Source organism: Streptomyces sp. NPDC002054, assembly GCF_040296685.1.
In the GTDB taxonomy this organism is placed as follows: Bacteria; Actinomycetota; Actinomycetes; order Streptomycetales; family Streptomycetaceae; genus Streptomyces.
Window position 1 is genome coordinate 33,911 of sequence record NZ_JBEOXT010000045.1, and the last position, 20,217, is coordinate 54,127.

The 20,217-nt window shown below is 70.7% G+C and carries 16 protein-coding genes and 2 pseudogenes; 14 read left to right on the forward strand and 4 right to left on the reverse strand.

The features are described 5' to 3' along the window. The first annotated feature begins 1 nt into the window (after nucleotide 1). Together ABT123_RS32120 and ABT123_RS32125 are read left to right on the forward strand one after the other, a co-directional pair. Nucleotides 2-1,291: a Zn-dependent hydrolase gene (locus ABT123_RS32120; protein ID WP_351321140.1), complete on the forward strand. Its 1,290-nt coding sequence runs from the start codon at nucleotides 2-4 to the stop codon at nucleotides 1,289-1,291. Nucleotides 1,292-1,326: 35 nt separating this feature from the next. Further along, entirely contained in the window at nucleotides 1,327-1,923 is a 597-nt protein-coding gene (locus tag ABT123_RS32125) for an LOG family protein (protein WP_351321142.1), read from the forward strand. Nucleotides 1,924-1,988: 65 nt separating this feature from the next. Here the strand turns inward: ABT123_RS32125 and ABT123_RS32130 are convergent, their stop codons facing one another. Further along, the gene (locus ABT123_RS32130) at nucleotides 1,989-2,990 is read right to left on the reverse strand and encodes a helix-turn-helix transcriptional regulator (RefSeq protein ID WP_351321144.1); all 1,002 of its coding nucleotides are present in this window, start codon (nucleotides 2,988-2,990) and stop codon (nucleotides 1,989-1,991) included. A gap of 136 nt (nucleotides 2,991-3,126) precedes the next feature. On the opposite strand from ABT123_RS32130, the gene ABT123_RS32135 reads away from it, so the two are divergent. The 7 genes and pseudogenes from ABT123_RS32135 to ABT123_RS32165 all read left to right on the forward strand — a co-directional run. After that, nucleotides 3,127-3,462, forward strand: a complete 336-nt coding sequence (locus ABT123_RS32135; protein WP_351321146.1) for a hypothetical protein — start codon at nucleotides 3,127-3,129, stop codon at nucleotides 3,460-3,462. A 50-nt stretch (nucleotides 3,463-3,512) separates the two neighbouring features. Further along, nucleotides 3,513-3,740 carry a hypothetical protein gene (locus ABT123_RS32140; protein WP_351321148.1) on the forward strand — a complete coding sequence of 76 codons (228 nt, stop codon included), beginning with the start codon at nucleotides 3,513-3,515 and terminating at the stop codon, nucleotides 3,738-3,740. 5 nt (nucleotides 3,741-3,745) lie between these two features. Further along, a complete protein-coding gene (locus ABT123_RS32145) occupies nucleotides 3,746-4,768 on the forward strand; it encodes a ParB/RepB/Spo0J family partition protein (protein ID WP_351321150.1) in 1,023 nt (340 codons plus the stop codon). A 14-nt stretch (nucleotides 4,769-4,782) separates the two neighbouring features. Then, on the forward strand, nucleotides 4,783-5,034 hold the full coding sequence (locus ABT123_RS32150) for a hypothetical protein (RefSeq protein ID WP_351321152.1): 252 nt from the start codon (nucleotides 4,783-4,785) through the stop codon (nucleotides 5,032-5,034). Between the two features lie 111 nt (nucleotides 5,035-5,145). Next, nucleotides 5,146-5,421 carry a PLD nuclease N-terminal domain-containing protein gene (locus ABT123_RS32155; RefSeq protein WP_351321154.1) on the forward strand — a complete coding sequence of 92 codons (276 nt, stop codon included), beginning with the start codon at nucleotides 5,146-5,148 and terminating at the stop codon, nucleotides 5,419-5,421. A gap of 218 nt (nucleotides 5,422-5,639) precedes the next feature. Then, nucleotides 5,640-5,915, forward strand: coding sequence for a hypothetical protein (locus ABT123_RS32160; protein ID WP_351321156.1), 276 nt, complete (start codon nucleotides 5,640-5,642; stop codon nucleotides 5,913-5,915). A 275-nt stretch (nucleotides 5,916-6,190) separates the two neighbouring features. Next, nucleotides 6,191-6,381 (forward strand): annotated as a pseudogene (locus ABT123_RS32165) (HNH endonuclease); the annotation flags it as partial. Nucleotides 6,382-7,021: 640 nt separating this feature from the next. Here the strand turns inward: ABT123_RS32165 and ABT123_RS32170 are convergent. After that, nucleotides 7,022-7,392, reverse strand: a pseudogene (locus tag ABT123_RS32170) (CapA family protein); the annotation flags it as partial. 82 nt (nucleotides 7,393-7,474) lie between these two features. Beyond that, nucleotides 7,475-7,759 (reverse strand): hypothetical protein, encoded by a 285-nt coding sequence (locus ABT123_RS32175; protein ID WP_351321158.1) that lies wholly within the window; start codon nucleotides 7,757-7,759, stop codon nucleotides 7,475-7,477. A gap of 835 nt (nucleotides 7,760-8,594) precedes the next feature. Between ABT123_RS32175 and ABT123_RS32180 the strand changes: the two genes are divergently transcribed. Next, on the forward strand, nucleotides 8,595-9,203 hold the full coding sequence (locus tag ABT123_RS32180) for a DnaB-like helicase C-terminal domain-containing protein (protein ID WP_351321186.1): 609 nt from the start codon (nucleotides 8,595-8,597) through the stop codon (nucleotides 9,201-9,203). A 156-nt stretch (nucleotides 9,204-9,359) separates the two neighbouring features. Here ABT123_RS32180 and ABT123_RS32185 read toward each other — a convergent pair whose 3' ends face one another. Then, on the reverse strand, nucleotides 9,360-9,662 hold the full coding sequence (locus ABT123_RS32185) for a hypothetical protein (protein WP_351321160.1): 303 nt from the start codon (nucleotides 9,660-9,662) through the stop codon (nucleotides 9,360-9,362). A 1,204-nt stretch (nucleotides 9,663-10,866) separates the two neighbouring features. Between ABT123_RS32185 and ABT123_RS32190 the strand changes: the two genes are divergently transcribed. The 4 genes from ABT123_RS32190 to ABT123_RS32205 all read left to right on the forward strand — a co-directional run bounded on the left by ABT123_RS32190 (nucleotide 10,867) and on the right by ABT123_RS32205 (nucleotide 20,111). Then, nucleotides 10,867-11,274 (forward strand): hypothetical protein, encoded by a 408-nt coding sequence (locus ABT123_RS32190; RefSeq protein WP_351321162.1) that lies wholly within the window; start codon nucleotides 10,867-10,869, stop codon nucleotides 11,272-11,274. A 592-nt stretch (nucleotides 11,275-11,866) separates the two neighbouring features. After that, the gene (locus ABT123_RS32195) at nucleotides 11,867-12,073 is read left to right on the forward strand and encodes a DUF5988 family protein (protein ID WP_351321164.1); all 207 of its coding nucleotides are present in this window, start codon (nucleotides 11,867-11,869) and stop codon (nucleotides 12,071-12,073) included. 171 nt (nucleotides 12,074-12,244) lie between these two features. Next, on the forward strand, nucleotides 12,245-13,513 hold the full coding sequence (locus ABT123_RS32200; RefSeq protein ID WP_351321188.1) for a beta-ketoacyl synthase N-terminal-like domain-containing protein: 1,269 nt from the start codon (nucleotides 12,245-12,247) through the stop codon (nucleotides 13,511-13,513). A 271-nt stretch (nucleotides 13,514-13,784) separates the two neighbouring features. Next, the gene (locus ABT123_RS32205; RefSeq protein ID WP_351321166.1) at nucleotides 13,785-20,111 is read left to right on the forward strand and encodes a type I polyketide synthase; all 6,327 of its coding nucleotides are present in this window, start codon (nucleotides 13,785-13,787) and stop codon (nucleotides 20,109-20,111) included. The last annotated feature ends 106 nt before the right edge of the window (nucleotides 20,112-20,217 follow it).

The following is a 20,217-nucleotide window of genomic DNA, read 5'->3' on the forward strand; positions in this document are numbered from 1 at the left end:
CATGAGCGACCAGCTACTGGAGCGGGGCGGACAGCTCACGCTGGACATCGACCCGGACCGGCTGCTGCGGCGGGTCGCCGACCTGGCGCGGATCGGCGCGGACCCGGTGACGGGCGGCATCACCCGGGAAGGCTTCAGCACCGCCGACCGCGAGGCCCGGGCGTACCTGATGGCCCAGGCCCGGGCGGCCGGGCTGGCCCCGTCGGTGGACGCGGCCGGGAATATCGTGGTGCGCGCCCCCGGGTGCGGGGAGGCCGGCGATCGGCAGGTGCTGATGATGGGCTCGCACCTGGACACCGTGGTCAACGGCGGCCGGCTGGACGGCGCGTACGGAGTCCTGGCCGCCCTGGAGGTGCTCCAGACCCTCGCCCACGCGGGCCTGGACACCGTCTGCGAGCCGGTGGCGGTGGCCTTCGCCAACGAGGAAGGGGCCCTGTTCCCGCAGCCGTTCTGGGGCTCGATGGCGGTCGCCGGCCGGCTGGCCTCGCTGCCCCGGGAGCCCACCGACCACCACGGCAGGCCGCTGCGCGAGGCGCTGCAGCTGGCCGGCGGCGACCTGGACGCACTGGGCAGCGCCTGCTGGCAGGCCGGCTCCATCGCCGCCTATCTGGAACTCCATGTGGAGCAGGGGCCGGTACTGGAACGCAGCGGCAGCCGGATCGGCGTGGTCGAGGCCATCACCGGCCGCACCGTGCTCACCCTGGAGGTGCGCGGCACCGCCGGACACTCCGGGACCAGCCCGATGGAGGGGCGCAGCGACGCGATGGCAGCCGCGGCCCGGGTGGTCCTCGCGGCGGAGAACCTGGCCGCCGACCGGCAGCTGTGCCGGGTGGCCACGGTGGGCCGGCTCGACCCCCACCCCAACACGCCCAACACCATCGCCGGGACCGTCCGCCTCACGGTGGACCTGCGCGACACCGACGTATGGCGGATGGCCGGCGCCGAACAGGTACTGCGCCGGATGCTCCGGCAGATCGAGCGGTCCACCGGCACCGAGATCGAGGTGGTGGCCGAGACCCGCTCGGACCCGGTCTCCGCGGACCTCCGGCTGCGCGCGGAGATCGAGCGGAGCGCGGACGGGCTGGGGCTGGCGCACGAGGTGCTGCCCAGCGGTGCAGGCCATGACGCGCAGGTGGTCGCCGACCTCGCCCCGATCGGGATGATCTTCGTCCCGAGCCTGGGCGGGATCAGCCACGTCCCCGAGGAGGACAGCCGCCCGGAGGACCTGGTGGCCGGGGCCCGGGTACTGCTGCGTACGGCCGTGCGCGTCGCCCGGGGAACGGTGCTGTGAACCGCGCAATCGAGGAAGCCGAGGAGCAAGCGATCATGCGGACACGGACGGGGACGCCGGTCACCAGGAACAAGCGAATCGCGGTGTTCTGCGGCGCCCGCCCGGGAGTCCGCGCGGACCACCTCGCGTTCGCCCGCGCTTTCGGCTACGAACTCGCCCGCCGCGGCCGGGACCTGGTCTACGGGGCCGGGGGAGTCGGCGTGATGGGCGCGGTCGCGGACGGGGTGCTGGCCGGCGGCGGCTCCGTCACCGGGGTGCTGCCGCGCAGCCTGTACGAGCGCGAGCGCGGCGACCGGGCGCGCGGCGAGATCTTCGTGGTGCGCTCGATGCACCATCGCAAGGCGCTGATGTACCGGCTCTCCGCCGGCTTCGCGGTCCTGCCCGGCGGGATCGGCACCATGGACGAGCTGATGGAGGTGGCCACCTGGAACCAGCTCTCCCTGATGGAGAAGCCGGTCGTGGTGGTCAACCACCGCGGCTTCTACGACCCGGTGCTGGCCATGCTCGACCACCTGGTGGCCGAGGGCTTCCTGACCGCGCGGGAACGCGGCCTCGTGCACAGCGCGGAGACCGCCGACGAAGCCCTGGACCTGCTGGCCGCGCCGGGAGCGGCCGTACTGACCCCGGCATGAGACGGGACCCCGGCGCGGAACCGGAACCGGAACCGGCGCCGGGCCCGGCCCCCGCACCGGGCCGGTCAGCCAGGGGCGGCGGGCAGGTAACCACGCTGCACGGCGTGCACCCCGGCCTGGAACCGGCTCGCCGCGTCGAGCACGTCCATCAGGCCGGAGGCAATCCGCCGCGCGGTACGCGGCGAGACGCCGAGCCGGGTGGCGATGGCCTCGTCGGTATGGCCCTGGGCGAGCAGCCGCAGGGCCTCGGCCTGCTGCCGGTTGAGGGTGCCCGGCACCGGCCGGCTGGCCGATTCCAGCGGTTCGGCCGACTGCCACACGCTCTCGAACAGGGTGTGCAGGGTGGCCACCATGCCCTGCGAGGTCAGCTGCACCGCCCCGGCCGCCGTGTTGCCGGTGTCCGCGGCGACCACCGCCGCCCGGCGATCGTAGATGATCATCCGGTTGGGCAGCGAGGGCGTGGTACGCACCTGGCAGCCCTGCTCGGACAGCCAGCGCGCGTACTCCATGGTGTCCGGACAGCTGCGGATGGAGTCCAGGTAGACGGTGCGCATCTGCACCCCGCGCTCCAGCAGCTGCTGGTTCAACGGCCGCGAGGCATCCATGTTCGCCCGGGTCTGCGGACCGCCCGGGGCGAAAGTCAGCAGCTCGTGGGTCACCTCGTTGCGCAGGGCGGCCAGATGGTCGCGGATGGAGTCGATCCCGTCGAGATAGCGCACCCCCGAGTCCGGCGCGCCGGCACCGCCGCGCCGCCCGTCGTACTCCAGGATCAGCTGCGCGGCGGCGGCCCGGCTGGCCTCCAGACGCTCCTGCTGGCGGGCGAGTTCGGCCTGCTGGCGGGCGAGCAGGACCTCCATGCCGACGTGCGGGCTGACCGCGTGCAGCTGGCCGGAATTCTCGGTCGACGGGCGGATCAGCGCCATCGAACTGAGCCGGTCGAGCGCGCCCCGGACCTGTTCTTCGGACAGCCCGAGCAGTTCGCACAGATCGGTCACGTCCTGCGGCCCGTCGAGGATTCCGCGGTACACGGATTCGGTCACCGTGTCGAGTCCGAGCAGGTCAAGCATGGAGGTCCGCTTCGGGTCGGGAAACGATATGCGTGATTCCACCGAACGTAAGGGCGACTCGAGCCCCGATCAATACGGCGTTGGCAAATGCGTCCGGAATACGTCTTCCGGCCGTCGTCATCCGGAAAGCGGAAGGATGTATCTCGTCCACATCCATCTCCAGGCCCCGCTGCCCGGCGACCGGCTCCCGCACAGGGCCGCGGCGCAGATCGCCGGCCACGCCGCGGGCCGCGAGGGCCTGCTGCACGTGAGCGTGCACCCCGACCCCGAGGACCGGCCGGTCGTCGGCGTCTACCTGCGGGCCGGATCACTGGCAGAAGCCGAAGCGGCGGCCGTACGGCTCTGGCAGCTGGCCCAAACCGCCATCCCGCCGCTGGCCCGCTGGACCCTGCTCCGCGCCGAGGTCCCGCTACTGCCCCAAGCCCTGCCGAACTGGCCACCAGAATCCCCTGGGCAGGGCTGGACTGAGTAGGCCAAGGCCGGTTTACCCGTCTCACATCCCCTTTCCCACCACTCGAGCTGGTGAGCAGACTCATGGACGTCACCAACCGTCAGGGGAAGGGCAGGAACAACATGTCACCAAAGACCTCCCACATCCGCGGAGCCCTCGTAGCCGCAGTCCTGGTCCTCAGCACCTTCGGAGCCGGCGCCGCACACGCCGACAACGGGACGACGCCGCCGCCTCCGCCCACCACCGGGGGGACCACCCCCGAACAGACCCGGAGCCACGACGACCTCGGCTGGCAGTGACAACCGTGGACCAGGGGCCCCTCGACCTGGCGGACCGTCTGATCGGACTCCGCGACCGCGGGCTCCTCGACCTCCCCGTCGCACGGGTCCCGCTGCACGAGATATCCGTCGGCTTCTCCCCCCGGGCGGACGGCGAGGACGCCGACTGGGTACGCACCCTCGCCGAGACCGAGACCGAACTCCCGCCCATCCTCGTCCACCGCCTCACCATGACCGTGGTCGACGGCGCCCACCGGCTGCGCGCCGCCGCTGTCCAAGGCCGCACCGACATCCGGGTCCGCTTCTTCGACGGACCCCAGGCCGAGGCCCGGCTGCTGGCCGTGGCCACCAACACCGTGCACGGCCGCCCGCTCACCCTGGCCGACCGGGACGTCGCCGCCACCCGGATCCTCGCCGCCCACCCGCTCTGGTCGGACCGCGCGGTGGCCGCCCTCACCGGGCTCTCCGCCCGCCGGATCGGCCGGCTGCGCAAGGGCAGCGGAGCCGACCCCGCCGGCCGCCGGATCGGCCGCGACGGCCGGGTCCGCCCGGTGGACGCCTCCGCGAGCCGGGAACGCGCCGGTGAACTGCTCCGGGCCAACCCCGGCGCCTCGCTGCGCCAGATCGCCGCCGAGGCCGGCCTCGCACCGGCCACCGTGGCCGACGTACGTGACCGCCTCCAACGCGGCGAACACCCAGTCCCCGGCCGCCCCACACCCACCGGGGCCACCCCCTCCCCCATCCCCCTCACCCCCCGCCGCCCAACTGCCACCACCACCCAGGCCCCCTCCCCCGACCGGCTACTGCGGATCTTCGACGCCCTGCGCCGGGACCCCTCCCTCCGGCTCAGCGAATCCGGCCGCAACGTCCTACGGCTGCTCAGCGCCTGCACAGCGATGGCCCAGGACCGGCAGCAGATCACCGCAGTGCTGCCCGCGCACTGCAAACAGCCGGTGGCCCAACTCGCCCAGGGCTACGCCCGGCTCTGGACCCAGCTCGCCGACGACCTGGCGACGGCCGAAGACGACCCGGCCGCTCTCACCGCCTGAAAGGAGGGCCGACCATGCCGACCCACACCCCCCGACCCATCTCCGGAATCGTGGACGCGGTGGTCACCACATCCCGCGATCCGAACGGCGCCCTCGCCTTCCACCTCCTGGTCGGCCCGCCCGACCGGCCGCGCGAATGCGACCGCATCGAATTCACCCTGGACCCCGAACACGCCCACACCCTGCTCGGCGACACCGCACGCCCCGCCACCCGGGTGCCCTGCCGGCTCGGCGTCGAATTCAACAACTGTCCGACCTCCGGATGACCGAATCAGGATCAAAGTATGACGAAATGAGCATCCCGGACCACCCACACTGGCATCAGCGGAGTTCGCCCGACCAGCGACTCCGAGGATCCCCACCCCGAGGAAAGAACGATGAACCCGCAGCTCACACACCACATAACCCTCGCCGCCACAAGTGAGAACACGATCAGCTACGTAGCCCTGGGTGTGGTCGCGGTCATCGGTATCGCCTACGCAGTGCTGTTCATCGCGGCCCTGGTCAGCATCGCCAGATCTGCCCTCACCGGAGCAATGAAGCTGGGCTGGATCGTCTTCGCCTGCGTGGCCCCCTTCCTAGGAAGCGCCCTCTGGTTCCTCATCGGCCGCCGCGACTCCCAACGCCGCCCGGGCGCGGTCCCCGAGTGGTGAGTGTCGACGTCGTGCGACCCGGGTGGTCCTAGAGCCTGGTGAGGCGGATGAGCTGGACAGTCTGGTCCGCGCCGTCGAGAAGGCAGCCCAGGTTCTGGAGCACGCACGTGCGGTGCTGGGGGCGGCGACAGGGAGGATCGCCTCGCGCTACGACCGCATGTTTCGCCCTTGGCGACAGCGCACCGGCGCGCCGCGGCAGTCGATGATGTGGAGGCGGCGTGAGTACCGCATCTGAGCCTTCCTCCGGCGCCAGTGTCCCCCAGCCGGCCGCAACCGCGGAGGAGCTGCGTGCTGCCCTGGCTCGGATCGCTCCTGACGCTGTGCCGACCTTCGATGCCGAACGCGCTACCGCTGTCGCCCTTCTGCGCAGCCTGGAGGCCCGCGCAGCACGCGTCACCGACCCTGCCGAGGCGAGGGCGATCGCCGCTGAGATCGGCCACATCCTCGACAAGGCCGCCGCCGAGGCCGGCATCCCCCACGGCGGGGCCCGGTGACAGCCTGGCGGCGGGAGCACGACCCGAACTGCCCACCCATGCCACTGCGGAGGTCGAGCGCCTCGCCGACGAACTCGTAGCCCTCGCCGATGTCACCGACATCGGCGAAGGACCCCGCAAAGGCATCCCCGGCGGACTACGCCCCGCATTCCTCTGCTGGACGACGGCTGGTTCTACGCCCTGCCCCTGCCCCACATGCACCTCATCGCAATCGTCCGCGTAATCCCGCCCTACACCGACCTGTAGCCCCGCCGAGCGCTACTCGGCGGCGCGTTTGGAATGCCGGTGACCTCCCCGCCAACGGCTGCAACACCCGCCAGGAGGTGCTCCTGCCGAGGCCGTCGTGTATGAGCAGAAGGTGCCGCCGGCCGGTGCGCTGGACATCGACCACATGGTCCCGCTCGCGGAGGCGTGGAACAGCGGTGCTTCAGCGTGGACGGCGGCCCGCAGGGAGGCATACGCGAGTTCACCCCAGCCCCGTAACCGCATACGGCATGGCCTTGGGCCCCCAACCCCGTTTTCCCGGGGTTGGGGGCCCTTGCGCTTGGATGGCACCGGCTCCGTGTGGTCAGCGTCGGTGGAAGCCGCGTATGAGGCTGATGCCTGCGAGGGCGACGGCGAAGGGGTCGGCGAGGTGTTCGCGGTAGAAGGCCAGGCCGATGGCCGTGGTGACGGCGAGGTTCAGGGCGGTGTGGGCCGGCCGTCGCAGGCGGGCGCGGAGTTTGGGTTGTCCCTGGTCAGTGGTTTGTGCATTCAGGTTTTGCCACTGACAGTGGTTGCCGATTTTGGACGGACGTCTTTGGCGTCCTGCTGGTCACTTTGGTGACGATCGGTATCACGCATGGTCGTGCTGTCTGTGGTCAGGTTCCGGCGTCCGTACCAGGTTCTGCTCCGCTGCTGGCTGCTCTTGGAGCGGGTCGGTCGAGGAATTGCGGGAGGACTGCGTCGTAGCGTGTGCGAAGGCCAGCGTGACGATGGGGGCCGTCGGCTGCACCCTCGAGATCTGGACTTGTATGCCTTCATCGCGTACGAGTACGCCGGACTTGACCCGGGTGTGGGGTGTCAGTTGGGTAGGCGGAGGGCGCCGGGCAGCTGGCAGAAGGTCGGTGGTTGTTCGCCGGTACGCACACGGCGGGGCGGGCGGCGGCCAGGGCAGGTTGGCGGGGTGCATCCGGTTGTGGACCGCCTTGCCGGGTGCGGGGTCGTCGTTGCGGGTGACGCTGGTCTCCAGATTGATCACCGGGGCGTCAGGCGCGGCCAGGTCGAGGATGCGCAGCGCGTCGCCCCAGGGCCAGGCGAACGCGGCCGGCCGGGGAATCGGTCCGTTCGTCGCCTCCGCCAGCTCGACGTAGGTGCGGGCGTCGCGGATGTTCGCCTCCGCCAGCGCCGGATCGCCGGGATGCGGGAGTACCTGGTCGATGCCCCGGCCGAGTATTACGTCGCCGACGAGGCACGGTGTGATCAGCTCACCTTGCATCCGTCCGGGTTACGCCGGGGACGTCACGGTCTGGGGTTCCGGGCTCGGCGACCGGCACCGGTGACCGGCCCCGTTGCTCCGCTCAGTCGCTGCCCACCGCGTCGTCGCAGGCGGGGCAGACCAGGCTCGCGTGTTCTGGGGTGAACCACGAGGAAGTGGGATGTTCGGAAGGCTTCCATGAGGCCGCTTCCATGGCGAAGGTGTCCTTGCCGCAGAAGGTCCGCGGACCGGGGATTGCGGTCATGCCCGGGGCGGCGGGCGCCGCGTGCACGCGCAGGACGTGCCGCTCGTCGGCACGTGGCGAGCCCTCGGGGGTGTGGGCCGTCACCGGCTTGTCGAACTCGTACACGACGACGATCTTGCTCATACCTCGACGGTAGGCGGCTACGGGACGACGCGCCGATCTCGGTGCCGGTGCGGGAGTGTCGAGTACGGTTCCGGCGGCTCGGCATCGGGTGGGAGTTCCCGCTTTTGTGTCCGGGGTGGTTCTTGTTTAGGTGTCTGGGGGGTGGGTGGTCTTTGTGGGGGTTTGTGGGATTGTGGGGATTGTGTTGGGGGGTAGGGGGTTGGTCTGGGCTGGATAGGCGGTGAGGGTCTGTTGGTTACTGGTTGAGGATGGGCTGGTCGGTGGGGTGGGAGTTCCGGCTGGGGTGGGCTTTCCTTGATCATTTATGGGTTCGGTGTGCCTGGACTGTGTGCCGGGGGTGCCGGGTGGGGTCTGTCGGGTTGGCGGCGGATGTGGGTGTGTTGCGTCGGGTAGCGGTACGGCGTCTGCTGGCTCTGGAGGGCCGGGGTGAGTTGACACCGGCGCACAGGCGGATGGTGGCGCAGACGCTCGGGGCATCGGAGCGGACGGTCTGCCGGTGGCTTACCGCAGCGCGTGAGGAGGATCGTTTCGCCCCCGGCGTCGCGGGAGCGGTTCACGGTCATGCCTGAGGTGTTGAAGCAGTTGGCGTTCCGCCGTGGGAACGGGGCCGCTCTGCATCGGGAGCTGGTCGCGGCACAGGCTGGGGGAGGTGCTCAGGCGCCGTCGCTTGCGAGGTTGTACCGGGCTGTGGCCCGGGACCTGTCGCCGGGCCGGTGGGCCGGGCTGCGCGGTGGTGAGAATGCCTGCCGCGCCGATGACGTGTTCTTCCAGCGCCCGGTGGTGTACCGGAATGAGGTGTGGGAGACCGATCACGTCCAGGTGAAGGTGGACGTCGATATCGAGGGCCGGCCGGGCCCGCGTCAGCTTGCACCAACTCATGGAGGGCGGGCCGGCCGTCACCGACGACGACTGGAGGTGCATCGCCCCGCGCCTGCCCGACCTCTCGGCGCTGCCTCTGTGGATGGACTACACCCCCCGCGTCACCCCGGGCCTCGTCCGCACCCGCATCAAGGCCCTGACCCGGCAGACGGGTCAAGCGCCCCTGGTCGTCGTCGACTACGTCCAGCTCATGTACACCGACCAGCGCACCACCCGGCAAAGCGCCTATGAGCGTGTCAGCGAAGTCAGCCGCGAACTGAAGATCATTGCCGAGGAGACCGGCGCGGTCATCATCTGCTGCGCCCAGCTCGATCGCGGCTCCGAACACCGGGACGGCAAGAAGCCGCAAGTGTCCGACCTGCGTGACTCCGGGCAGCTGGAGCAGGATGCGAGCGGCATGCTGCACCGCGAGGACGCGTACACCCCCGACAGCCCCCGCGCGGGGGAGAGCGATCTCATCCTCGCCGAAAACCGCAACGGCCCCACTTGTTCGATCACCGTCGCGCACCGGTTCCACTACTCCCGCCTGCGGGACATGACCCGCAGCAACGAACTGGACGTGTAGCTCTCACATCCCGTGTCATTTCCTCAATTGCGGTCTCACTCCGGTGTCATGTCGCGGGTCAGCGACTTGCACCGAGCATGAGAGCTGAGGAAATGACGTGGGGGCTGGGCAGGCGAATTGGTTCGAACGCCGTGGTGCGCCTGTCCCAGGACGGATCTACAGCGCGAAGTCGCTGCGGCTGGTCCAGCTGACGGGGTTGTGCCAGAGCCCGGCCTTGGCGGCGGCCCAGTCCATATGCCATCCGGGCCTGAGCCCGCGTGCTCCCCAGCTGTCCGGCTGCTTGTCGGGGATCTCCAGTCCAGCCGTGTGCGCGGCGAGCGCGGCCTCGTACACCTCGTGCGCGCGGCGCAGGGCCGCGGCCGGGGAGTCGGCGGCGCCAGTGAAGACGTGCAGGCCGCGCCGGGCCGGGTCGGTGGTGTTGTGTATCGGGACGTCGACCACATAGATGCGCGGCTGCATGACGTCCAGCTCCTCTCGTGTTTTAGGTGGTGAGGAACTACAGCGACAACCCCGGCCTCCGGCGGTCGGGGAGGCCGGGGCGCACGGAGCGTCCGTCACGCCGGTGAGGCCAGGTCCGAACTCCGGGTGGATCGTGATCCAGCGCCGGGGATCACTGGCGCTGGTGTGGACGGTGCTGCGGTGCGCGACGGGGCCGGCCGCTGTCCCCGACGGATGCGGTCGTGACGGCGATCAATGGGCGCGTCGCGTGTGCGTACGGGGCTGTCCCGTCGGTGGGCGTCATCGCCCTCGGTGGCGCGCTCACCGGCGTGAGGGCCGGGGGTGAGCGCCCTGGCACTTTAGGCCCGCCCTGCTCGCCTTCGGGTGGGCGTCGCGGATCCGCCTCGTGGGTGGGAGTCGGCGAAACCACCGCGTCTTCGCAGAGCGGTGGTCTGTCCGGCTGCTCGTGTGCGGTCGGCGCGATCACGCGCGGCGGAGCCGAGAGCGGGAACACACTCCGATGCCATGGGAAGGCACGTCTTCGGTGGAAGGTGCATCGAGTCCACACCCCGCGAGAGGCGACGCGCGACGGTTGGCAGTCGTTGCCCGGAGAGGATGGACGGCCCACCGGTTGGACACAACCCGTTATCCAGCGAATTGACATATGGCCGCAACAGTGCATAAAGGACTACCACTCGGATGGCGTAGCCCGGCGTGATGCACTGCTTCTTCGGATGTCCATGGGGCTGCGGGGTCGGTGCTGACGGGCGCGGCAAGAGTGTGAGGGGTTGTGGAGTTGGGTGCTTGCGAGGTCACCGCCCACCCGGAAGTGCCGAGGTCATGACGGAGCGGGCACCGCATGCGCGTTGCGAACGGTGTGCGAGAGGTGTCGCAGCTGGATCTGCACCTGATATGAGGGGCGTGTTTCTGTAGTTGCACCTGCGGCGTGGGGGGCTTGCCAGTGCGTCCGATCGGGTGATTTGAGGAGTCGCCCCTAGAGATGCCGTCCAGCTTGGGTGCTTACTGATTGACGAACCGGCGGGTCGCCCATCCCAATCTCCGGGAATTTGTCTGCGACCCGTTCCGTTCGTCATTCCCAGCAGGTGAAGTGCCAGACGATCAGGGCGAGTTCCAGTTCCCACAGCAGATTCTGGACAGAGCGGGGATCCGCTCCCGCCGGCCGCCCTTGAAATCAGGCGCGTTCATCACCTCCAGGGAGTTCATCATGAACCGTTCCCGCCTTGCCGCGGCTACCGTTACCGCCGCTATGGCGGCGGCCGCCGCTGTGGGCTTCGCCCCGCTTGCCGTGGCGGCTCCCGCCCTCGCGGCCCCCTCGGCCTGTGTCATCGACCTGCAGTCCGCTCAGACGTCCAACAACGCTGCGATCGTTGCCGACCAGGCCAACAACACAGCGGCCGCCCGCACCTACAACCTGTCCACCGCCACCGCGCTCGTCGCGGCGATGGGCGACTGCGCCGGGCAGCCGCCGGTGGTGGGTTCCAACATCCTCACCGCCTCCGCGAGCAACGCGGTCGCGCTCGTGTACAACCTGCTGGGTGCCTCGGCATCGGCCCTGAGCGCCGAGCAGGCGACCGCATCGGCGCTCACCCAGGCGCTGGCCGTCGCGACCTGACGGTTCGCAGGAGGGTACCCCTGAGCGGGGTTGCCTGCCCTTCCACTCCGGCGACGGCCCGGCTCCGCCGTCGCCGGACCACGGCGCGTCTCCCCTTTCGGCGCGCAGGCCGCCACCCGTCTTCTCCGCGTCGTCGGCGGCGGGTGGCGGGCCCGGGCGGCGGAAGGCCGGCCCGGGCGGCGTGACGAGAGGCCGCCCGTGTGCCGGTAGAGGCGCCGGGAGCCATATGTCCCGGCCCGGTTGGCGACGGGTGGAGACACCGGCGCCGCCCTTCACCCTTCCTTCATAGGACGCGGTCCGCAGGCAGGGTGTCAGGACATTCGGCTTCCGTATCGAGTCATGGCTCCTTTCCACACATGACGAGGTCACCGTGCTGGTTTCCCAATTCTTGCGGTCCCTGTGCCGGACCTCTCTCCTGGTCTCCCGGTGCCTGATTCCCCGGTATGACTCCTTTCGGCCCGATGAAGGAGTCAAATTCCCCGCAAGCCGGCGGAAAAGCGGAACGCCCCGCGAATCCGAGCCCCGACAACAGTAGAGGTCGGGGCGTTAGCACATTTCGCTCCGGACCGCCACCTCGACACAGGAGCTGGACATGTCGGAAAAGATAAGCGTGATGCTTACCGGAGGGCCGGACTGGGCTCCCACGGTCTGGAGCGTGAAATCCGTGGAAGACGAGCCGAAGGTCAAAATCCTGTGCGGGAATGCCTACGAGCATTTCGAGTTCTCGGGCTTCTGCCCCGTCGAAGGTGAGCAGAGGCCGGTATACCACTGGCGCTGCCGCACCTATGTGGCCGAATAGGCCGATGCACCGGACCGGCAGATCAACGAGCCGCGCTGCGGCACGGTGACCCATCCTAGCCGCCCCCGGCTGATCCTGAAGAGGAATCTCGATGAAGAATCCATTGTCATCTGCGGGTGACTCGTGACCAGGCGGACCGGGGGACGGGGGCGAGATGCCGTAGTCACCGGAATCGGACTGTGCCTTCCGGGCATCCAGTCCCCGGTCTTCACCGCCGACGAACTCTGGCAGGTGGCCAGCCAAGGAATGTCATGCCTTGTCAAAAAGGGCGTGTACTACGGCAGCGTGAACCTGTCGAAAGAATCGTTCGAGGAGCGAGTGGCCGGTATTCCCGACTTCTTCTCCCGCCATTACACGGACGCCCACCGCTTCGGGCTGGTATCGCTGGTACAGGCGTGTACGGACGCGGGCCTCGACGCGCACCGCGACCTCGAAGAGGCCGCCGTCCTCGTCGGCCGCGGGGGTGTGGACGCCAACATCGACAGCTACCTCGCCGTCCTCAGAGCCGACCCCGCGACCCTCCCCGTTGCCGAGGCGATGGAGATGTTCGTCGCGGCGGAGCAGTCCGTCACCCCCTCGGACGTGGCCCTGGTCCAGGGCGCGCTCACACGCTCCAGAGGCGCCAACTTCACTGTTTCGTGCGGCTGTGCGTCCTCCGCCCTCCAGATCGGCAACGCCCAGCGCATGATCGCCGACGGTGAGGCCGACATCGCCGTGGTGACCGGGGTGGACGTCTTCAGCGTCCCCCTCATCCACAACATCCAGCGTCTGCTGTCCGGAGCCCAGCAGACGTACGACGCCATGCGGTCCCAGGACATGCCCGCCCTCCTGCCGTCGTTCGAGTCGTTGATGCGTCCGTACGACCGGCGTGCCGACTGCATCAACCACGGCGAAGGGTCCGCGACCATCGTCATGGAGAGCCGCGAACACGCCTTCGCACGGGGCGGCCGCCTCTACGGCCAGGTCCTCTCGCAGGCCACCACGCGGGACGGCCTTGCCAATCCGCTCGCTTGCGACGACACCGGAAGGGCGCTGGTGTCGGCGGTGCGGCGGTGCCTCGGCGACACCTGGGAGATCGACCAGGTGCCCTACATCCACGGTGGCAGCGACGGCAACGTGGTGGTCACGACGTTCGAGGCCAACGCGATCAGGGAGCTGTACGGCCCCGCGTCACGTGATCTGCTCATGTCCTCCCAGGAAGGCTGCTTCGGTCACAACGGCGCACCCGCGGGCGTCCTCGGGGTGGCCCTGACCCTGCTGATGATGAACCACGGCCAGGTGTGTCCCACAGCCAACTGCGAGGAGCCTGCGGACAACCTCACCTTCGACCCGGTTCCGGGGACGGCTACGCGGCCCCTCGACTTCGACTATGCCTTCACCTTCAACTACCAGGTCGGAGGGCTGAAGAGCGCCATCCTGCTGGGGAGCCCCGAAGTCTGAGCCCCTCCTCCGCCGGCCCGGCTCAGCTGCTCGCGGGCCGTCGCCGATCCGAAGCCGACGGCGCCCCGCGGGAGCACGAGGTCCCGCCCGCATCCCCGCGGTTTCCCGCAGACCCGCCCCGGAAGGCCACCTGCCGCCCGCGGGCACACGCTCCGGCGCGCCCCGCCCCGATCGTCGCGCCGGCCATGTGGCACGCCTCCCTCTCCTCGAACGCCCCCAGCTCCTCGCACCACATGCACCCGCTTTTCTCATGGACGACTAGGAGACTCCCGTGGTGGCCCTGGACAAGTACCCCTCTCGCCCCGCGAACGGGCCCATCGCCGTCATCGGCATGGGCTGCCGGCTTCCCGGAGACATCGACTCACCGGCCGCCTTGTGGAACCTGCTGATGGAGGGCCGTGACGCGGTGGGCGAGCCTCCGCCCGGCCGGGCTGCGCCGGCACCCGCGGCCGGGACGTCAGCCGACGCCCAAGCCCTGCACCGGCAGGGCGGGTACCTGACCGACGTCTCGGGGTTCGACGCGGACTTCTTCGGCGTCTCCGGCAGAGAAGCCGACGTCCTCGACCCACAGCACAGGCTCCTGCTGGAGGTCGTCTGGGAGGCCCTGGAACACGCCGGCCTGCCTCCCGACCGGCTCGCCGGCTCCCGCACGGGCGTCTACACCGGTCTGAGCTACAACGACTACATGGACCAGCTCGTCGGTCTGCCCCAGGAACTCGAAGGCTCCATCCTGACGAACGGTCACTGCGTGGCCGCAGGCCGCATCTCCTACCTCCTCGGCCTGCACGGCCCCAGCATCGCCCTCGACACCGCCTGCTCGTCCTCCCTGGTCGCCTTCCACCTCGCCTGCCAGGCACTGCTCCGCGAGGAGTGCGATCTCGCGCTGGCCGCCGGCGTCAACCTCACGCTCACCCCGCGCACCACCCAATCCTTCACCAGGATGGGCATGCTGTCCCCCACCGGACGCTGCCACACCTTCGACGCCGCCGCGGACGGATTCGTCCGCGGCGAGGGCTGTGGTGCCGTCGTCCTCAAACGCCTGACCGACGCCCGCAAGGACGGCGACCGCATTCTCGCCCTCGTCCGCGGGTCCGCCGTGAACCAGGACGGCCGCTCCGACGGCCTCGCCGCCCCGTCGTCCACCGCGCAACAGGCCCTCTACCGCACGGCGCTCACCCAGGCGGGCGTCGACCCGGCGCAGATCTCACTGATCGAAGCCCACGGCACGGGCACCCCTGTCGGCGACCCGGCCGAGTTCACCAGCCTGGCAGCCGTGTACGGCAACGGCCTCTCCCCGTGCGCCCTCGGCTCGGTCAAGACGAACCTCGGCCACCTGGAGCCCGCCGCCGGCATCACCGGACTGATCAAGACCGTTCTGTGCCTGCAGCAGGGGGTCATCCCTCCCAACCTGCACTTCACCGGCTGGCACCCCTCCATCGCCGCGGACGCCACCCGCTTCTTCATCCCGGTCGAACCGACTCAGTGGCCAGGGCGACAGCCGGTCAGGCTGGCCGCGGTCTCCTCGTTCGGTTTCTCGGGCACCAACGCCCACGTGATCCTCCAGCAGCCCCCGCGGCCCAGCCGCCGCGCCGGCCTGCCCGCCCCACGCCGGCCGGAGAGCGCACCGCCCGAGGTGATCCTGGTCGCCGCCGGATCCCACCGGGCCCTGCCGGCCGCGGCCGGCCGCCTGGCAGACTGGCTGGAGGGGGACGGGGCACGCGTCCCGCTGCGGGACGTCGCCCACACCCTGGCCCTGCGCCGCAGCCCCGGACGCGGACGCCTCGCGGTCGTGGCCCGCTCCCGCGCCGAAACCCTGGAGGCACTCCGACTGTTCGTCGCGGGCCTGCCCCATCCGGCCCTCGTCTCAGGCACGGCCGATGTCACCGCTCCCCACCAGCCCGTATGGGTGTTCTCCGGCCAGGGTTCCCAGTGGACCGGCATGGGCCGCGGGCTCCTCGCACACCACGAACCCTTCGCGAAAGCCCTGACCGAGGCCGATACCCTCATCCAGCAGGAGGCGGCGTTCTCCGTCCTGGAGCTGATCCGCTCGGACGAACCCCTCACCGGATGCCCGAGAATCCAGCCGGTCCTCTTCGCCCTGCAGATCGCCCTGGCCGCGGCCTGGCAGGCACACGGCGTCCAGCCCGCCGCCGTCATCGGGCACTCCATGGGAGAGGTCGCGGCAGCCGTCGTGGCCGGAGCACTCACCCTCGCCGACGGGGTCCGCGTCATCTGCCGCCGCTCGGCACTGCTGGAGCGCATCGCCGGGACAGGCGCAATGGCCAGCGTCGCCCTGGACCAGGCCACCGTGGAGGCCGACCTCGCCGACGCCGGGACCGGCGCCGTCTCAGTGGCGGTCCTGGCCGCACCCGGCACCACCGTCGTCTCCGGCGACGCCGACCAGATCGCCCGCCTGGTCACCCAATGGGGCAAGCGCGGGATCCTCGCCCAGCCGATCGCGGTCGACGTCGCATCCCACAGCCACCACGTCGACCCTCTCCTGCCCGATCTGCACCAGGACCTCATCGATCTGCGCCCCCGTACGCCCCGCATCCCCTTCTACTCCACCGTGACCGAGGACCCCCGCCAGAGCCCTCTCCTGGACGCCGCCTACTGGTGCGACAACCTGCGCCAGCCCGTCCGCTTCCGTTCCGCCGTGGCCGCCGCCGCCCAAGACCGCCACCAGATCTACATCGAGATCTCGCCCCATCCCGTGATCACCCAGTCCCTCACGGACAGCCTGGCCGAACTGACCCCGGACGCACTGGTCCTGCCCTCACTGCGCCGCGGACTGGACGAAACCACCACCCTGCGGACCCAGCTCGCTGCAGTCCACTGCGACGGCGGCACCGTCGACTGGATCCCCCTGTACGACGGCGGCCTTCTGACGGACGCCCCCACCATCACCTTCGACCGCACCCGCCACTGGACCTCGGGCGACGCGCAGCCGGCCGACGCGGGAGCCCTGCCCGGCCGGCACACCGAGATCCCAGGCGAACCGATCCGCCACACCTGGAGCGCCGCCGCCCCGGCCCACCATCTGCCCTGGCTCAACGACCACCGCGTCCACGGCACCGCCGTCCTGCCCGGAGCGGCCTTCTGCGCCCTCCTGCACACCACGGCCCGAACCGCACTCAACGCGGACACCACGGACATCGAGATCACCGACATCGCCTTCCACGACCTGCTGCGCCTGACCGACGACACCGAAATCAGCACCACGCTCACCCTTGCCGCCTCCCAGCAGGCCACCGGAGAGATCCACTCCCGCCAGCCCGACGGGTCCTGGCAGCTGCACGCCTCGGCGGTCACCCGCCGTGTGCTCACACCCCAGCCCGCTCGCGCCGCCTCCGTCCCGGACCTCGACCGCAAGCACCCCGTCCCGCTCGACCCGGACGCCCTCTACGCCGGGTTGCGTGCCTGCGGCCTCGAACACGGCCCGGCCTTCACCGGCATCACCAGCCTGCACACCAACAACCACCGGGACAGCTTCTGGGCCCGCGTACAGCTTCCGCCCGCCGCCCGCACTCCCGAGCACGCGCTGAGCCCCCACCCCGTCCTGCTCGACCTGTGTCTGCAACTGCTGGTCGCCGGAGCCGGTCACGACAGCGCACCCGCGCCCATCCTGCCGGTCCAGGTCGGCGCCCTGCGCATCCTGGGCGACCCCTCACAGGCCGTCCACGCGCACGCCTGGGTCACCGAGAACACCGCGACCACCCTCGCCGGACACGTCCGTGTCCTGGACGCCGAAGGCCGGCCGGTCCTCGCCCTCGACGGAGCGCGGTTCGCCCGCCGCGCACCCGCCGACGGCCCCAACGTCGACCAGTGGTTCCTGGAACTCGGATGGCATCACGAGCCCCGTCCCCGCGCCAGGCAGGCACCGCCCGGCACGTGGCTCGTCGTGGACGAGGGAGACGGCGAAGCCGGACGCCTGGCAGAACTCCTCCGGGCCGCCGGCGCCCACGTGGAGGTCCGCGAAACACCCCTGAGCACGGAGGGGCTCGCCGCACTGGCCGACGTCTTCCGCAACCACCTGGCCGCCGGAGCGGGACCCTGGCGCGGCGTCGTCATGCTGTGCGGCACCCCGTCCGCCGACGACAGCGATCCCACCCACGGCGCGGAACAACGCGCCAGGCGACTGCTCGCCTTCGCTCAGGCCGCCGAAGACCACGCCGGAACATGGCGCCTGTACACCGTCACCCGGCACGCCCGCGCCGTCACGGCGGACGAGACCGGCCACCCCGCCCACAGCACCGTACGCGGCGTGGCACGTGTCCTCGCGATCGAGCACGCGCGCCTGCGCCCCACCCTCGTCGACGCCGATCCCGGAGCCCACGGGCTGCGCGCCCTAGCCGCCGAACTCCTCGCCGACGCACCCGAGGACGAGGTCGCACTGCGCGCCGGCCGCCGATATGTGGCACGCATCGACCGCGCCCCCGTCACGCCGGCCGAACACACTGCCCGCACCACCCGGGTCGTCCGGTACGGCCAGGACGGGTTCCGCCTGCGCGTCGGACGCCTCGGCGATCCCGACAGCCTCGAACTGGCGGCAACCGGCCGCCGTCACCCCGCCGAGGGAGAGGTAGAGGTGCGCGTCCAGGCCGCGGGGCTCAACTTCCGCGACGTCCTGACCACCCTCGGCATGCTCGGTTCAGAGCCTCTCACCCCGTACCGCATCGGCTTCGAGTGCGCGGGCGAGGTCACCGCCGTGGGAGCGGGCGTGGACCACGTCCGCGCCGCAGACACCGTGGTCGCCGCCCAGCTCGAAGGCGGCGCCTTCGGCTCCTTCATCACCGTTCCCGCCACCGCCGTCGCCCCCGTCCCGCCCGGCCTCACCACCGAGGCGGCAGCAGGACTGCCCACGGCGTTCCTCACCGCCTGGTACGCCCTCCACCGCGTCGCACGGCTCGCCCCCGGCGAACGCGTCCTCATCCACTCGGCCAGCGGCGGCACCGGCCTGGCCGCCATCGCCGTCGCCCGCCTGCTGGGCGCGGACGTCCTGGCCACCGCCGGCACCGAGGAGAAACGACGCTACCTGCGCGGCACCGGCATCCGCTGCGTCATGGACTCCCGCACCCTGGACTTCGCCGAACAGACCCGCCAGGCGACCGGCGGCGAGGGCGTCGACGTCGTCCTCAACTCCCTCACCGGCCCCGCCGTCCGCGCCGGACTCGAAACGCTGCGCCCGTTCGGCCGCTTCGTCGAACTCGGCGTACGCGACATCCTCGCCGACGCCCCCCTCAAACTCGCCCCGCTGCGCCACAACATCACCTTCTCCACCGTCGACCTCATCGAACTCCAGCAACGCCAACCCAAGTTGTTCGGCACACTGCTGCACGAGGTCATGAGCCACATCACCGCGGGACGCCTCAAACCACTGCTGTGCACCGCCTATCCGCTCGATCGGGCCGCCGACGCCTTCCGTTTGATGGCCGGCGCCCGGCACATCGGCAAAATGGTGCTCACCGTCCCCGACGGGGGAGAGACCACCGCCGTCCTGCCGGACGGGCCTCCCGTCGTACGCCCCGACGGCGCCTACATCGTCACCGGCGGCCTGGGCGGTCTCGGGCTCGCCACGGCGCGCTGGCTCGCGGAGCAGGGAGCGGGCCGTGTCATCCTCAACGGCCGCGGGTCCCCGTCTCTCGAGACCGCACGCGCCGTCAAAGACCTGCCCGGGCAGACCACGATCGTCCTCGGCGACATCTCCCTGCCCGGCACCGCCGAACGGCTCGTCGAGGCCGCCACCGAAGGCGATGTGCCGTTGCGCGGGATCGTGCACTGCGCCATGGTCCTCAGCGACGCCGCCCTGGGCACCATCCGCGACTACCAGATCAAGCGGGTGTGGGCCCCCAAGGTCACCGGTGCCTGGAACCTCCACCAGGCCACGACCGGACACTCCCTGGACTTCTTCGTCCTGTACTCCTCCATGAGTTCCCTGCTGGGCAACGCCGGACAGGGAACGTACGCCGCCGCCAACGCCTGGCTCGACTCCTTCGCCACCTGGCGCACCCGTGGCGGCCTGCCCACACTGGCCGTCAACTGGGGTCCCTGGGGCGAGACGGGGCAGGCCACCGATTTCGCCGATCGCGGCTACGAGACCATTCCCACCCGCGAGGGGATCAAGGCCCTGCACACCCTGCTGGCCCACCAACGGGTCCAGACGGCCGTCATCCCCGGTCCGCCGCAAACCTGGATCCCCCGCACGGGCTCGGCCTCCAGCCTCTTCGCCCTCCTCGCGCCGGACGACCTCCCGGCTCCGGACAAGCCCGAGTCCGGCGGCTCCGGCATCCGCGCCCGCCTCGAAACCCTGCCCGCCGGCATCGCACGCCAGAGCGCCCTGGAGACCTACCTGGGCGACCACATCCGCGCCATCCTGCGTACCGGCAGCACCACGCTGGATCCGCAGACCCCTCTCAAGGCCCTCGGCTTTGACTCGCTGCTGGCCACTGAACTACGCGTCCGCCTCGAAACCGAACTCCCCGTCCGTCTCGCCGGGAACTTCATCTGGCAGCACCCCACCGTGGCCGCCCTCGCCACGGCCCTCGCCACCCTCATGGGCCTGGCACCAGAGGCGAACCCCACCCGTTCCGGCGCCTGACCGGACCGCGACCCGAAGGCGACGCCAGGCCCGGGACGGGACCGCCGACGGCGACCGCTGTCCGAGCCACCAATGGTGCCCCCGATACGCCCCGCGGCGCGCCCCT